At 61.9% G+C, this 15,529-nt stretch carries 13 protein-coding genes; 8 read left to right on the plus strand and 5 right to left on the minus strand.

Going from position 1 to position 15,529, the window contains the following annotated elements:
• Positions 1-13 precede the first annotated feature (13 nt).
• Entirely contained in the window at positions 14-2,218 is a 2,205-nt protein-coding gene (katG, locus tag IFT59_RS01390) for a catalase/peroxidase HPI (RefSeq protein ID WP_192085813.1), read from the minus strand.
• A gap of 138 nt (positions 2,219-2,356) precedes the next feature.
• Here katG and IFT59_RS01395 point away from each other — a divergent pair, with 138 nt between their 5' ends.
• Entirely contained in the window at positions 2,357-3,349 is a 993-nt protein-coding gene (locus tag IFT59_RS01395; protein ID WP_192085814.1) for a hydrogen peroxide-inducible genes activator, read from the plus strand.
• On the opposite strand, the gene IFT59_RS01400 is transcribed toward IFT59_RS01395, so the two are convergent.
• Positions 3,280-4,713 carry a family 16 glycosylhydrolase gene (locus IFT59_RS01400; RefSeq protein WP_192085815.1) on the minus strand — a complete coding sequence of 478 codons (1,434 nt, stop codon included), beginning with the start codon at positions 4,711-4,713 and terminating at the stop codon, positions 3,280-3,282. The two genes, IFT59_RS01395 and IFT59_RS01400, sit on opposite strands and share 70 nt — an antisense overlap.
• A 228-nt stretch (positions 4,714-4,941) precedes the next feature.
• Complete coding sequence (locus tag IFT59_RS01405) at positions 4,942-5,847, minus strand: LysR substrate-binding domain-containing protein (protein ID WP_062461655.1); 906 nt, start codon at positions 5,845-5,847, stop codon at positions 4,942-4,944.
• A 159-nt stretch (positions 5,848-6,006) separates the two neighbouring features.
• On the opposite strand from IFT59_RS01405, the gene argH reads away from it, so the two are divergent.
• The 6 genes from argH to speB all read left to right on the plus strand — a co-directional run bounded on the left by argH (position 6,007) and on the right by speB (position 12,097).
• Positions 6,007-7,467: an argininosuccinate lyase gene (argH, locus tag IFT59_RS01410; RefSeq protein WP_192085816.1), complete on the plus strand. Its 1,461-nt coding sequence runs from the start codon at positions 6,007-6,009 to the stop codon at positions 7,465-7,467.
• Positions 7,464-8,336: an amino acid ABC transporter permease gene (locus IFT59_RS01415; protein ID WP_092659444.1), complete on the plus strand. Its 873-nt coding sequence runs from the start codon at positions 7,464-7,466 to the stop codon at positions 8,334-8,336. The genes argH and IFT59_RS01415 overlap by 4 nt, the downstream gene beginning before the upstream one ends.
• Positions 8,337-8,344: 8 nt before the next feature.
• The gene (locus IFT59_RS01420) at positions 8,345-9,115 is read left to right on the plus strand and encodes an amino acid ABC transporter ATP-binding protein (RefSeq protein WP_192085818.1); all 771 of its coding nucleotides are present in this window, start codon (positions 8,345-8,347) and stop codon (positions 9,113-9,115) included.
• Between the two features lie 50 nt (positions 9,116-9,165).
• On the plus strand, positions 9,166-9,999 hold the full coding sequence (locus IFT59_RS01425) for an ABC transporter substrate-binding protein (RefSeq protein ID WP_192085819.1): 834 nt from the start codon (positions 9,166-9,168) through the stop codon (positions 9,997-9,999).
• 145 nt (positions 10,000-10,144) lie between these two features.
• The gene (locus tag IFT59_RS01430) at positions 10,145-11,023 is read left to right on the plus strand and encodes a polysaccharide deacetylase family protein (protein WP_192085821.1); all 879 of its coding nucleotides are present in this window, start codon (positions 10,145-10,147) and stop codon (positions 11,021-11,023) included.
• 21 nt (positions 11,024-11,044) lie between these two features.
• Positions 11,045-12,097 (plus strand): agmatinase, encoded by a 1,053-nt coding sequence (speB, locus tag IFT59_RS01435; RefSeq protein ID WP_062461637.1) that lies wholly within the window; start codon positions 11,045-11,047, stop codon positions 12,095-12,097.
• Positions 12,098-12,101: 4 nt separating this feature from the next.
• On the opposite strand, the gene tsaA is transcribed toward speB, so the two are convergent.
• Positions 12,102-12,629: a tRNA (N6-threonylcarbamoyladenosine(37)-N6)-methyltransferase TrmO gene (gene tsaA / locus IFT59_RS01440; RefSeq protein WP_192085823.1), complete on the minus strand. Its 528-nt coding sequence runs from the start codon at positions 12,627-12,629 to the stop codon at positions 12,102-12,104.
• A gap of 204 nt (positions 12,630-12,833) precedes the next feature.
• Between tsaA and IFT59_RS01445 the strand changes: the two genes are divergently transcribed.
• On the plus strand, positions 12,834-14,171 hold the full coding sequence (locus IFT59_RS01445; protein ID WP_192085825.1) for an Nramp family divalent metal transporter: 1,338 nt from the start codon (positions 12,834-12,836) through the stop codon (positions 14,169-14,171).
• On the opposite strand, the gene IFT59_RS01450 is transcribed toward IFT59_RS01445, so the two are convergent.
• Positions 14,143-15,357: a LysR family transcriptional regulator gene (locus IFT59_RS01450; RefSeq protein WP_192085827.1), complete on the minus strand. Its 1,215-nt coding sequence runs from the start codon at positions 15,355-15,357 to the stop codon at positions 14,143-14,145. The genes IFT59_RS01445 and IFT59_RS01450 overlap by 29 nt on opposite strands.
• Positions 15,358-15,529: the final 172 nt, after the last annotated feature.

Genomic DNA, 15,529 nt, shown 5'->3' on the forward strand with positions numbered 1-15,529 from the left:
GCCGGTTTTGTTTTTAGGCGCGCAGGTCGAAACGGTCTGCGTTCATCACCTTCACCCATGCGGCAACGAAATCCTTGACGAACTTCGTCTTGGCATCGGCCTGGGCATAGATTTCGGCAATCGCGCGCAGCTGCGAATGCGAGCCGAAGATCAGGTCGGCGCGGGTGGCAGTCCACTTCTGCGCGCTGGTGCTGCGGTCGCGACCTTCATAGACGCCCCGCTCGCCGGCAACAGGTGCCCAGACGGTGCCCATGTCGAGGAGGTTGACGAAGAAGTCGTTCGTCAGCGTCTCCTTGGCAGTCGTGAACACGCCATGCTCAGGGGTGCCGACGTTCAGAACACGAAGGCCGCCGACCAGAACGGTCATTTCCGGTGCCGTCAGGGTCAGAAGCTGGGCACGGTCGACCAGTGCTTCTTCCGCCTGCATGAACTGCGTGCGCTTTTCGTTCACGTAGTTGCGGAAACCGTCGATGCGGGGCTCGAGTGCTGCAAACGACAGGGCGTCGGTCTGCGCCTCGGAGGCATCCATCCGGCCTGGCGAGAAGGGCACGACGACATCGTGACCAGCAGCCTTCGCCGCCTTTTCAACGCCGGCAGCACCCGCCAGCACGATCAGGTCGGCAAGCGAGACCTTCTTTGCACCGGCATGGGCCGTGTTGAAGGCGTTCTGGATGTCTTCCAGCTGACGAAGAACCTTGGCAAGCTGTTCCGGCTGGTTGACTTCCCAGTCCTTCTGCGGGCTCAGACGGATGCGGGCACCGTTGGCACCGCCGCGCTTGTCGGAACCGCGGAAGCTGGACGCCGAAGCCCAGGCGGTGGACACCAGTTCCTGAACCGAAAGCCCCGTTGCCAGAACCTTTTCCTTGAGGTTGGCGATGTCGCTGTCGTCGATCAGCGGATGATCGACCGGCGGAATGACGTCCTGCCAGATCAGGTCTTCGGCTGGCACTTCCGGACCGAGGTAGCGAACCTTCGGGCCCATGTCGCGGTGGGTCAGCTTGAACCAGGCGCGGGCAAACGCGTCGGCAAATTCAGCCGGGTTTTCGAGGAAGCGGCGCGAGATCGGCTCGTAGATCGGGTCGAAACGCAGCGCCAGGTCAGACGTCAGCATCGTCGGCACATGCTTGCGGCCCGGGATATGGGCGTCCGGCACCGAAGCGTCGGCGTTCTTTGCCTGCCACTGGTGGGCACCACCCGGGCTCTTCGTCAGTTCCCATTCAAAGCCGAACAGGTTCTCGAAGAAGTAGTTGCTCCACTGGGTCGGTGTCTGCGACCAGGTCACTTCAAGGCCGCTGCCGATCGTGTCGGCGCCCATGCCGGTGCCGTGCTTGCTCGCCCAGCCGAGGCCCTGCGATTCCAGCTCGCCGCCTTCCGGGTCGGTTCCGACCAGCGACGGATCACCGGCGCCATGGGTCTTGCCGAACGTGTGGCCGCCGGCGACCAGCGCCACGGTTTCCTCGTCGTTCATCGCCATGCGGGCAAAGGTGCTTCTGATGTCGCGGGCAGACGCCAGCGGGTCCGGGTTGCCGTTCGGGCCTTCCGGGTTGACGTAGATGAGGCCCATCTGCACGGCGCCGAGTGGTTCGGCCAGCTCGCGCTCGCCGCTGTAGCGCTCGTCGCCCAGCCAGCTGCCTTCGGGACCCCAATAGAGTTCTTCCGGCTCCCACACGTCGGCGCGGCCGCCGGCAAAACCGAAGGTCTTGAAGCCCATCGATTCCAGCGCAACGTTGCCGGTCAGGATCATCAGGTCGGCCCAGGAGATCTTGTTGCCGTATTTCTGCTTGATCGGCCACAGAAGGCGGCGGGCCTTGTCGAGGTTGACGTTGTCAGGCCAGCTGTTGAGCGGTGCGAAACGCTGCTGGCCCATGCCGGCGCCGCCGCGGCCGTCGGTGATGCGATAGGTGCCGGCGCTGTGCCAGGCCATGCGGATGAACAGGCCGCCGTAATGGCCGAAATCGGCCGGCCACCAGTCCTTGCTATCGGTCATCAGCGCGTGAAGGTCCTGCTTCACGGCGTCGAGATCGAGCGTCTTGAATTCTTCCGCATAGTCGAACGACTTGCCCAGCGGGTTGGCCAGTGCCGTGTGGGTATGCAGGATCTGAACGTTCAGCTGGCTTGGCCACCAGTCGCGGTTCGAGCGACCGCGCGGCGTATTGCCCTGGGGGTTCTGGCCATGTGCAACGGGACACTTGCCCGCAGTGTCAGTTTTCGTGTCCATGACATTCTCCTTAGATTGCCTGTCGTGTAGTGCATGAAAAAGGGAGGATTGTATGTCGCAACCCGTTGTCTCAAGTCCTACAGGAACATTTCGATAAATTTAAGTTGGATTTCCTGATCGTTGCGATAATTTCGCCTTATGACTAATTTCACTCTCAAACAGCTCCGCTATTTCGAAGCTTTGGCCCGTGACGCGAGTTTCCGCAAGGCGGCGGAAGCCTGCGCCATCTCGCAGCCTGCATTGTCGATGCAGATCAAGGAACTCGAAGATCAGGTCGGCCGCGCCCTGTTCGACCGGGGCACGCGCGACGTTCGGCTGACCGCGTTCGGAGAGCTTTTTGCGCTCAGGGCGCGCGACATCGTGCGGGCCGCCGACGAACTCGCGGATCTGTCGCGGGCCTCGCGGGACCGGTTTCTGTCACGGCTTCGCATCGGCGTCATCCCGACCGTGGCACCCTATCTGCTGCCGTCCGTCATCAACGAGCTCAACCGGGCATTCGACGGTATCCGGGTCGAGATCCGCGAGACGCAGACGACCAGACTGGTGCAGGAAGTGATGCAAGGCGGGCTCGATGTGGCGATCGTCGCGCTGCCGGTCTCCGAGCCGTCACTGACGGAGCTGAAACTGTTCGACGAGGAATTCGTGCTGGTGCGAAGCCAGGAGGATGGGGCGAAGCCGGTGCCTGAGCCGGACGCGCTGAAGGAAATGCGGCTTCTTCTTCTCGAAGAGGGGCATTGTTTCCGCGATCAGGCGCTGTCCTTCTGCGGCATCGGGTCGAACCGGCCGCGCGAGATCCTGTCGCGGGAAATCATGGAGGGAAGCTCGCTGTCGACGCTGGTGCAGATGGTCGGTGCCGGCATCGGCGTCACGCTCATTCCGGAAATGGCGGTGCCGGTCGAGACCCGCTCCGCGCGGGTCTCCATTTCGCGTTTTCAGTCGCCGCCACCGGCCCGCAGCATCGGCATGATCTGGCGCAATTCGACGCCGCTTGCCAAGCAGCTGCTGCAGGTGGCCGATGTGGTGCTTAGCGCTGCCGCCATCATGCGGCAGCAGCAGACGGCCTATACGAGGCCGTCGTCCGATGCGCTTGAGATCGACGACGTAGGCGCTGCATCGTCGTTGATCTCGTAGGCATGGATATAGTCGATGACCATCTTGGCTCCGCCGGACAGATCACCCGGCTTGCCGGCCGCGCCGCCGACGGCCAGATTGACCAGAAGGTACATCGGGTCATGCATGTCTGACGGTGTCTCGGCGCTGGCAATCGCCACGTCGTCGAAATACCAGACGATTTCCTCTTCGGTCCACAGCATGCCGTAGGTGTGGAAGCCTTCGGTGCTGGGAACGCTGATCGCCGACGTCTGCGTGGTCTGCTTGCCGGTCTCGTTGGAATGCGCGGAAACCTGGATTGTGTTCGGGTCCTGTCCCCGCATTTCCACCACGTCGATTTCCGGCGGCCATGAGCCATCCTCGGGCAGCAGCCAGAAGGCGGGCCATGTCGCCTGATCGGTCGGCATGTCGGCGCGCATCTCAAAATAACCGTAGGTCTGCGAGAATGTCGAATGGGTGTTCAACATTCCAGACACGTAGTCGTAGCCGTTGACCGCGTCCGAGATCGCATCCGGCGTATTCTTGGCGGTGATCGTCAGCGCGCCGTTTGAGACCGAGAACGGGCTGTAGCCGGCGGTCGGCGCATAAAGCGGGTTCACGTACCATTGGCTTTCGCCATTCGTCGGCAGGGAACTGCCCTGGTCCGGCGCCCAGTGGAAGTTTGCGTCCCACGTGCCGCTCGTGCCGTTATTCAGGGAAAGCGCGTTGAACTCGTCGCCGAATGTCTTCGTCAGGACCGAGCGGTCGAGGCTGAGCGCAAACTGGTCCGCAGACAGGTCATCGGCTGTCGTGCCCGCAAACACGAGGCTGTCGCCGTCCCCGAGGTCAAGCCGCAGATTGGCGCCTTCCTGGGTCAGGCTGTTGCCCACCTGTTCGAAGGAGGTGAAGCTGTAGCCATCGAGGCGGATCTTGTCGTCGGCACTGAAATCGGTGATCAGGTCGCTGCCATTGCCCTTGGCGACGATAAATGTGTCGGCGCCGCCGCCACCGGTCAGCACGTCGTTCCCCGCACCGCCATCGAAGGTCTGGCGCGAGGACGAGCCCGAGATGATGTTGTCGAGATCGTTGCCGAAGGCGAAGCGGTTGTCACCGGTGACGCGCAGGTTTTCGATATTGGTCGGCAGCGTGTAGCTCATCCAGGTATCGACCGTGTCGATGCCATGGCCTGCCGCTTCAGCGGCCCGGTTGATGCTGGAATAGAGATAATAGACATCGTCGCCGGCGCCGCCGCTCATGGTCACGTTGACGGCGCTGTCGCCGTACATGGAGTCATTGGCCGCTGTGCCTGAGAGTGCGGTGCCGGCACCCGTCGCCGAAATCCAGGCTTTGGATGTGCCGCTGTAATACAAAGTTTCGCCAAGGGCGTTCAAAACGGTTTTGGTCATCAAAGTGTCTCCTGTTTGAAAAACGTTGACCTTTGGTCTTCTCCTCCGTTTCGTCAGAGCTCCCTGTTTCAGGCTACCGCGTCGATGCTGCACCGCACAGCGCGAACCGCTGGAGGGCTGAACAAGCTGTTCCCATTTCTGGACGCGACTGTTCGTGCCGTCCTTTTTTGCGACAGAAGCGTGCGGGCATGGGGCAGGTGTGCCAGATCTGGCTGTGGACAGTCGCGGTTACGGGCGATCCAGTTCAGGTCCCAGCTGCGCGGTCAACCATGTCTTGAATGTCAGCATGGACGGGCTGGAATGGATATGGGGCGTGCTGAACCAGTAGCCGAAATCGCTCCGGTAACCGAGGCCGGCCGGATTGATGAGCCTGCCGGTAGCAATCTCGTCGAGGATCAGGCCGCGTGGGATCAGTGCCAAGCCCTGGCCGGCAAGTGCGGCGCGGATCACCATCGTGTAATAGCCGAAGCGGGTAATGTGGCGAACAGTAGCCCCGTCGCGGTTGTGATGAGCTACAAAATGTTGCCAGTGAAACGGCGTCTGGGGATGTTCGAGCATCACGTGTTCGGCAAGGTCGTCGATGTCACAAGGCGTTCCGGCCTTGGCGAAATAGTTCGGTGCGCTCACCAGAAGCACGTCTTGACCGAAGAGATAGGTGCTGTTGTCTCGGTGTTGTGGCGTCGCCGCAAACTCGAAAATGCCGTCCGGGACTTCAGACTGCGATGGCGAGATGAAGGTCGTGAACTGCACCTCGATGTCAGGATGCTGTTCCGCAAACAGATGAAACTTCGGCAACAGCCAGCGATCGCCGAAAATCGGCAGGACCTGCAGGCGCAGCACGCCCGGGCCGGGCTTCAGCCGTGCGACCAGCAGGGCCGCATCCTCCATGGCCTTCAGGGCCGTGCGCGCGTGGTCGATATAGATGCGGCCGGCCTCGGTTGCCACCATGCCGCGCGGCGTGCGCAGGAAGGCGGGGCTGCCGATCAATTCCTCCAGCGCCAGCAGCTGCTTGCTCACAGCACTCTGGGAGAGCGCCGTCGTTTCCGCGGCAGCACTCGTCGATCCGCGTTCGGCCACCGCCAGCAGAACCTGAAGCGATGCGGTGGACGGCAGGCGCCTGCGACGTTGCTCCATCAGGGTCTCGCTGTTTTGTCGGGATGCGTTCGATCCATTATCGCCAGCGCGCCGTTTCGCGCTAGTCGTTTTTGTCATAGGGCCAAGGAAATAAGTTCGCTTGCCCATTCGTGGTGCACATGGGATCCCTGCCCATTATCTGAACAGAAGGGTTTGCTCATGTCGGCATCCGCACAGCTCTGGGGTGGACGTTTCAAGTCCGGCCCTTCCGAAGCTCTGGCCAATCTTTCACGGGCACCTGCCTCCTATTTCCGTCTCTATCGCGAAGACATCGCCGGCTCACGGGCGCATGCGTCCGAACTGAAGCGCGCCGGCGTGCTCGATGCGGCCGAGTTTTCGGCCATCCGCTCGACGCTCGACACGATCGAGGCCGATGTCGCGGCAGGCCGCGAAACGCCTGTAGCCGGCGATGAGGATGTGCATACGTTTCTCGAGCGGTTGCTGATGGCCCGTCTCGGCGCTCTCGGCGGCAAGCTGCGCGCCGGTCGGTCGCGCAACGACCAGACCGCCAACAACACCCGTCTTTATCTGCGCCGCATGGCACGCGAGCTCTCCGCCGGCCTGATCGAGGTCGAGGACGCGATCCGCGAGCAGGCGGTACGCCATGTCGAAACGGTCATGCCCGGTTTCACCCATCTGCAGCCGGCGCAGCCCGTCGTTCTCGGTCATCACCTGATGGCACATGCCCAGTCGCTGCTGCGCGATCTGGAGCGCTTTGGCGATTTCGACCGCCGCTTCGACCGGTCTCCGCTTGGTGCGGCAGCACTTGCCGGTTCCGGCATCGTCAACCGGCCGGACCTTTCGGCACTCGAACTCGGATATTCGGCAGCTGCCGAGAACTCGATCGACTCGGTCGCCTCGCGCGATATCGTCGCCGAATTCCTGTTCATCGCCTCGCTGATCGGCGTCAACCTGTCGCGTCTGGCCGAGGAAATCTGCATCTGGAGCTCCAAGCAGTTCTCCTGGGTGCGCCTGCATGACAGCTATTCCACCGGCTCCTCGATCATGCCGCAGAAGAAGAACCCTGATATCGCCGAGCTGACGCGCGGCATGTCCGGCACGCTGATCGGCAATGTCACCGGCTTCCTTGCCACGATGAAGGCAATGCCGCTCGCCTATAACCGCGATCTTGCCGAGGACAAGAAGGTCCTGTTCGAGACGATCGATACGCTGCAGCTCATCCTTCCCGCCTTTGCCGGCATGGTCGCGACGCTTGAGTTCGACGTCGAGAAGCTCAGGGCAGAAGCGCCGCGCGGCTTTACGCTCGCAACGGAAGTGGCCGACTGGCTGGTCAGCCAGAACGTCACCTTTGCCGAAGCCCACGAAATCACCGGCGCTGTGGTGCGCTACTGCGAAGAGCGCGGCCATGATCTTGAAGGGCTGACCGTCGAAGATCTGCCGAAGATCGATCCGCGCCTCGGCCCCGGCCTGCTCGAAGCGATAACGCTCGAACATGCGCTTGCCAGCCGCACCGGTTACGGCTGCACGGCACCCGCTGCGGTGCGCGACCAGATCCGCCGGTTCGAGGTAGCAATCGACGCCCGCCGTCAGTTCGCGCTGGAAGAGATCGGCGCAAAGACGGCTGTTGCCGCAAACTCTGCGGAGGCTGGCACACGATGAGCGCACCCACGACCGTTGCTGTAGACGACAGCGCAAAATACGAGGTCGCCCATCTGAAGCTGGTGCCGAAGCGGCATATCGGCCGCAATGTGGCCGCCGGCATCGTCATTCTGCTGATGGCAGCGCTTATCCGCGCCTTCAGCGTCGGCCAGATCGAATGGTCCTATGTGCGCGACTTCCTGTTTGCGCCCGTCATTCTGCAGGGCCTCGTCAACACGCTGGTCATGACGGTTGCTGCCATGGCGATCGGCATCGTGCTCGGCGTCGTCATCGCCATCATGCGCATCTCCGGCAACCCGGTTCTGTCGTGGATCGCGATCGGCTATCTGTGGATCTTCCGCGGCGCGCCGGCACTGCTGCAGCTGATGCTGTGGTTCAATCTGGCGCTGATCTTTCCGACGCTCGGCATTCCCGGCCTGTTCGAATTCCGCACTGTCGATATCATGACGCCGTTTGTGGCCGCCATGCTCGGTCTCGGTATCCAGCAGGGCGCCTATACGTCGGAAGTGGTGCGAAGCGGCCTTCTGTCGGTTGATAGTGGCCAGTATGAAGCGGCCCGCACGATCGGCATGACGCAGATGAAGATGCTGCGCCGCATCGTTCTGCCGCAGGCCATGCGTGTCATGGTGCCGCCTGTCGGCAATGAGGTGATCGGCATGGTCAAGCTCACCTCGCTTGCCAGCGTCATCCAGTTTTCCGAAATCCTGCACAATGCGCAGGTCATCTACTACGCCAACACCCGCGTTCTCGAACTGCTGCTGGTGGCAAGCTTCTGGTATCTCGTCGTGGTGTCCGTTCTGTCCGTCATCCAGCAGCGCATCGAGCGCTATTATGGCCGCGGATCGAAATCTATCAGAGCATCGATGTGAGGTTGGACATGACGAAAGATATTCTGGTCAAGGCAATCGACGTCACCAAGAGCTTTGATGCGTTCAAGGCGCTCGACAAGGTGAGCCTGGAAGTCCGGCGCGGCGAAGTCGCCTGCATCGTCGGACCCTCCGGCTCCGGCAAGAGCACGTTCCTGCGCTGCATCAACCTTCTGGAGCGGATGGACGAAGGTGCCATCTGGGTCAATGACGAGCTGATGGGCTATCGCCGCGAAGGCGACAACCTGCATGAACTGGCGGACAAGGAAATTTCCCGCCAGCGTCGCCGCATCGGCATGGTGTTCCAGCGTTTCAACCTGTTTCCGCATCTGACGGCTGTCGAAAACGTCATGGAAGGGCCGATCCAGGTTCTAGGCCAGCCGGCCGCCAAGGCGCGCGAAGATGCGCTTGCGCTTCTCGCCCGCGTCGGCCTGTCCGACAAGGCGAACCATTACCCTTCAGAACTCTCCGGCGGCCAGCAGCAGCGCGTCGCGATCGCCCGTGCCATGGGCATGCAGCCCGATCTGATCCTGTTCGACGAGCCGACGTCGGCGCTCGATCCGGAGCTCGTATCGGAAGTGCTCGACGTGATGAAGGATCTGGCCGCGTCCGGCATGACCATGATCGTCGTCACCCACGAAATGGGGTTTGCACGCAACGTTGCCAACACCGTCACGTTCATGGAAGCGGGCAAGGTCGTGGAAACCGGCCCCGCTTCGGAAGTGTTGTCGTCACCGAAAAGCGCGCGCACCGCGGAATTCATCCGGGCGGTCCATAACTGACCGCGTCAACGTTCAACCAGACGACCAAAAACAAGAGAACAGGGGATTTCATGACCAAGACATTCGCAATCGTCGCCCTCGCAGCCGTTGCGGCGGCCAGCTCGGTTTCAGCTCAGGCCCTGCCGGAGCGTATCAAGACCGCCGGCAAGATCGTCGTCGCCAACACGCCGAACTATCCGCCGATGGAATACAAGGACCCGGCCACCAACACGCTGATGGGCCTTGATATCGATCTTGGTCTGGCGCTTGCCAAGCAGCTCGGCGTGACTGTCGAATGGTCGGATATCGGCTTTGAACAGATGGTGCCGTCGGTTGCCACCGGCCGCGTCGACATTATCCATTCGGGCATGAGCGATCTGCCGAAGCGCCGCGATGCTCTCGATTTCGTCGACTACATGAAGTCCGGCGCCCAGTTCTATACGACGGCGGCCCGCAAGGACGAACTGAAGTCCGAAACCGATCTCTGCGGGAAGAATGTCGGCATGAGCCGCCGTACCTCGTTCCCGGACGAAACGGCAAAGTGGAGCGCGGCCAACTGCGAAGCCAAGGGCCTGCCGGCCGTCAAGGTCGTCGGCACTGAAGGTTCGGCCGATGCCCGCACACAGCTGAAGCAGGGTCGCGTCGATGCAGCCGTGCAGGGTTCGGAAACCGTTCCCTACCTGATGACGCTCGAAAAGGGTGCATACGTTTCGATCGGCGCGCCGTTCACCGCCATCTACCAGGGAATCGGTTTCTCCAAGAAGGATGCCGAGCTGCGTGACGCCTATATCGGCGCAATGAAGGCCCTGATGGCCAGCGGCGAATACAAGACGATCCTTGCCAAGTGGAACCTGGAATCGGCTGCCCTCGACGGCATCTACGTCAACAGCGAAGCCCAGAAGTAATCTTTCACGTGTCGCAGAACGGGTGCCTCCGGCCTGATCTCCTTCAGGCCGGACGGTCGGCGGACCAGTCCGTTTTGCATCGGAAGCCGGGCTATCTGTTCAGCGGTGGCCCGGCTTTGCATTCTTCCCGACCGGAGGTTTTATAATGCCCTTCGACCTTTCCCCCCGTCCGCTCAATCCGGCGCCTGCCACACCCGAGATGGTCTGGCCGAACGGCGCGAAAAGCGCCGTCTTCATCGGCTTCGACGTGGACGCGGAAACCGCCTGGATCGGCAACAATCCTTCCAATGTCGACCGCATGGTGACGACGTCGCATGGCGGCTACGACGCCCGCGTCGGGATCTCCAAAATCGTGTCGCTGATGGATGAACTGTCGCTGCCGGCGACCTTCTTCATTCCCGGCTGGACGGCACTTGCGCATCCCGCCCAGTGCGAAGCGATCCTCAAGGCCGGCCACGAGATCGGCCATCACGGCTATCTCCACAAGCTGCCCGACCGGGACAAGCTTGACGAGGCCTTCGAGGAAATCGATCGCGGCTATGAGGCGCTGCAACAGGTGCTCGGCGTGCGGCCGATCGGCTACCGCGCGCCATCGGGTGAGAATTTCCCGGAACTGCTCGCCTATCTCTCGAAATCCGGCATGCGCTATTCCAGCTCCTTCCGCGACGATATCCTGCCTTACAGGCATGCGGATCATGGCGGCGAGCGCGGTCTGATCGAGATCCCGGTCAACTTCGCCTTCGACGACTGGAATTTCGGCATGACGAGCCGCACCAGTTCACGGCCGATCTTCGGACGCGACGCGGTGCTGCAGCTGTGGATTGACGAATTCGAGGCGACACATGCTTGGGGCGGCGTCACGACGCTGGTCCTCCATCCGCAGGTTTCGGGACGGCCGATGCGCTGGCATCTGCTGCGCGATTTCCTGATCCATGTGCAAAGCAGAACCGATGTCTGGATTGCCACGGGCGCCGAGATATCGGACCATTTCGACGCGCTGGAAGCGGCCCGCGCAGAGCTTTAAGAAAGACCTGGAGAAACCGACATGACGTTCGACACGAAAAAGCTGGAAGAGCTTCGAGCAAAATACGGCGAAGGCCACGGCGGCAGCATCCATGATCCGGAATTTCGCGCCGTCGCCGACCGGATCTTTTCCGCAAGCGGCACGCGCTCGGCCCCCTATGCGGGCGTTCCGACGCTTCTCGATGCGCCGCTCGTCCACATCGATGCGGACAATCCGGATTTCGGCGATCTTCAGGTAGCGCTGATCGGCGTGCCGATGGATCTCGGCGTCACCAACCGTCCGGGCTCCCGCTTTGGGCCGCGGGCACTGCGCACGATCGAGCGCGTCGGTCCCTATAACCATGTCCTGAAGACGGCCCCGACCTTCGAGATGAAGGTGGCCGATATCGGCGACGTGCCGTTCCGCAGCCGTTACCGGCTGGAAATGAGCCATGACGATATCGAGGCGCATTTCAACAAGGTGGTCGATGCGGGCGTCATCCCGTTATCGGTCGGCGGCGATCATTCGATCACCCACCCGATCCTCAAGGCGGTCGGCCGCGACCGTCCGGTCGGGATGATCCATATCGATGCGCACTGCGATACGGGCGGCGCCTACGATCTCACCAAGTTCCACCATGGCGGTCCGTTCCGCAACGCGGTTCTCGATGGCGTCCTTGATCCGACACGGGTGATCCAGATCGGCATTCGCGGCGCGGCCGAATATCTGTGGGAGTTCTCCTTCGAAAGCGGCATGACCGTCATTCATGCCGAAGAGATCGGCAAAATGGGCATCGACGCCGTCATCGCCAAGGCGCGCGAGATTGTCGGTGATGGCCCGACCTATCTCTCCTTCGATATCGACAGCCTCGATCCGGCCTATGCGCCGGGCACCGGCACGCCTGAAATCGGCGGGCTGACGAGCCGCCAGGCGCTCGATATCCTGCATGGGCTGAAGGGTCTGAATTTCGTCGGCGGCGACGTCGTCGAAGTGGCGCCGCAATACGATACGACCACCAACACGGCGCATGCGGGCGCCCAGATGCTGTTTGAAATCCTCAGCCTGATCCGTTTCAGCCCGGCGCTGAAGGGCTGATTTCTCACGCCTTCTGACAGTAATGCGCCGTCGGTGCGTTACTGTCAGGCTCGGCAACGCCGGGCTGCGGCGACACGATCGGCTTGAACAGGCTCCGGTCGGGCTTGAGATCAAGAAGCGGCGTGCCATCGAGGCAATCCATGCCGCGCACCAGAAGCACATTGCCCTCGACGCCTTCGAGAACCACGATCGACGTCCCGATCGGGTTCGGCCGCACCGGTGAGCGCAGCGAGAAGGTGCCGTGCACCTTGCCGCTGCTGGCCGGGCTCTGCAGGACCAGATCGCGGCGCGCCTGGTGCAGCCAGTAGAGGATTTCCAGCCGCTCGAATGTCTCGACGCCCTTCAAGGCCGCAACCCAGGGCTCGAAGATCTCGATCCGGCAGATCGGTCCGGTATGGCTGCCCTGACGCGGCGTTTCGCTGCGTGCGGTCCAGGGGGTCGAAATGCGTCCGATGAAGATCAGCCCCGCATCGTTCGCCTCCGGCGGAGTCACCTGAACCTCGTTCTCGCGGATGCCGTTATCCTGCGCCATGTCATTCTCCGATCAACCGGTCCTGCTTCACGTTTCGCGAAGCAACCAGATCTCCCCAGCATGGCTGAAATACTGCTGTTTCGCAAAATGTGAAGCTGCGCGGAACAGTTTCCTGCTTTCCGGATTTCTTATTGCGAATAATTTGCAACTACGATCTTTATGTGCGAATGAATTGCAATTGCAACAACGAGAGCACGATCGACGATGGATATCCGATCCAAGATAAATTCCACCGGCTGGCTCAAAAGCGGCGGTGATGCCTCGTTGATGGATGTTCATCGCTCCATCCCGGTGCGCGGACAGGGCTCCAAGCTTCGCCGGGCGTTTGCGTTCTTCGGTCCGGGTTATCTCGTTGCGGTCGGCTACATGGATCCGGGCAACTGGGCGACGTCCCTCGCCGGTGGTTCGCAGTTCGGTTACCTGCTTCTGTCAGTCGCACTCCTGTCGAACATCATGGCGATCGTGCTGCAATCGCTCTGCGCCCGGCTAGCGGTCGCCTCCGGCCGAGACCTCGCACAGGCCTGTCGCGACGCCTTCCCGCGTCCCGTCGCCTACATGCTCTGGCTGTTTGCCGAAATCGCCATCATCGCCACCGATATCGCCGAGGTGATCGGCACCGCGATCGGCCTCAACCTGATTTTCGGCATACCGCTGGAGATCGGCGTTCTCATCACAGCGCTCGACGTCTTCCTCATTCTCTACCTGCAGAAGCTCGGCTTCCGCTTCCTGGAAGCCTTCGTCATCGGCTTGCTGGGCGTGATCACCGCCTGTTTCGCCATCCAGATCGCCATGGCCGATCCGAACTGGGGCGAGGTGATCCGCGGCTTTGCGCCGACTACCGAGATCGTCACCAACCCCAACATGCTCTACCTAGCGCTGGGCATCCTTGGCGCCACCGTCATGCCGCATAACCTTTATCTGCATTCCGGCATCGTCCAGACCCGCAATTACGGGGACAGCGTCGAGGAGAAGCGGGAGGCGATCAAGTTCGCCACGATCGACAGCACCGTCGCCTTGATGTTCGCGCTTCTGATCAACGCATCGATCCTCATTCTCGCTGCCGCCGCTTTTCATGCCAACGGCCATACGGCGGTGGCGGAACTCGGCGATGCGCATAATCTTCTCTCACCGGTTCTCGGTTACGCCATCGCGCCAACACTGTTCGGCATCGCGCTCCTGTGCTGCGGCCTGAATTCCACGGTGACAGCGACCTTGGCCGGGCAGATCGTCATGGAAGGGTTCCTGCATATCCGGCTGGCAGCCTGGGTACGGCGGCTGATCACCCGCGGCATCGCCATCATTCCGGCGGCAGCGGTCACCATCTTCTACGGCGATGGCGGCACGGCGGAGCTTCTGATCCTGACGCAGGTCGTGCTCAGCCTGCAACTGTCCTTCGCAGTCTTCCCGCTGGTGATGTTCACGTCCGACAAGCGCAAAATGGGCGTGTTCGTTGCACCTCTCTGGCTGCGTGCCTTTGCCTGGCTGATCGCCATCGTCATCGGCGCCCTCAACATCAAGCTGCTGGTGGATTTCGTCCTGTAACCGGAAAAGGCATCGAGCCCAGGATGTGTTCGGCCGTGCGAGCGATCGTCTCGGCTGCCGCTCCCTTTTTCCACGCAAGCGACAGATGCATGTCGTAGGCCTCGGGAAGCGCGATCGCCGCCATCCGCTCGTCCGGCTGCGGAATGGCCCAGAGCGGCAGAAGCGCGATATAGCCGTGATCGCTGACGAGATTGGCGATGACGGGAATGGAATCGATTTCGACGAAGGTCAGTGCCGCCCGTTCGGATGCGGTCAGGATGTCCTCTGTCAGCGCCCCGAATTTCTGCCGCAACCCGCTTTTGAGGCTCGGCAGCGCTATCGGATGACGCAGCAGCAGTTGCCGCAGATCGCCGCGTTGGTCAGCGATCACATCAGCGGCTCCAACCATGGCAAGTCCGCTCCGCGAAATCACCCGGTGTTCGACGCCGGGCGGCATGTCGAGCGTGTCGACCAGCACGAGATCGTAGGTCCGGTCGGTAATGCCGGACAGCAGCTCCTCGGCATTGGTGCTGGAGATATAGAGCGGCCGTCGCGGCATGTGCTTCGGCCAGTCGGCGGCAAGTTTTGCGAGGATCCGGGCAATCAGGCTTTCGCGTCCGAGCGGCGTCACCGAGCCGACGCGGGTCGTCGATGCGGCACGCCGGAAACGGTCGCCGGCATGGTCAGAAATTTTCAGCCAGATCGCTTCGAGCTCTTCTCCGAGAGCGATCACCCGTTGCCCGCTCGCATTGGGAACGGCGCCGGCGGCCGCCCGGTCGAGAAGGGGAAGGCCGAGATCGCGCTCCAGACTGCGGATCTGCCGCGTCAGCTGCGGCTGGCCGATGCCGATCTCCTGCGCCGCCCGCCTTATGCTGCCGCTGCGGCCGACCACGAGGAAACGCTGCAGCGCCAGAAGCGGTACGGAAAGCCGGGCTCCGTCTTCGGGCGAGCCGTCCTTGTCGCCGAGACCCGAGAGCTCGCCGACCAGCATGGCAGCTCGCTGCAGATCGCGACCGATCCTGACGCCCTCAAGCGTTGGCTGGATGCGGTTGCCGGATGTCGTCGTCAGCGGTGTGGCGATATGAAACTGCAGCCTTGCCAGCGCGGCAGAGACGCTGGAGACCGGTCGGTCCAGCACCTTCGCCGTTTCGCGGATGCCGCCCAAGGCGAGCACATGATGGGCGATCAGCAGCGAGGCAAGGTCCATGACGGCTTCCGGGTGAGCATATAAGAGGATGACAGCAATGATATCGTGCGTTCACGATATGGGATATCCCTCTGCCGATCAAATTCTCCTAGTCTGCCCCCAAGCGGTTCCGATCGAACGCGCGCCCCAAGGCTAAAGGGCTCAAGGCTTCAAGGCTTCAAGGAGACAGGCC

The sequence above is a fragment of the Rhizobium sp. CFBP 8752 genome, assembly GCF_014842035.1.
In the GTDB taxonomy this organism is placed as follows: Bacteria; Pseudomonadota; Alphaproteobacteria; order Rhizobiales; family Rhizobiaceae; genus Neorhizobium; species Neorhizobium soli.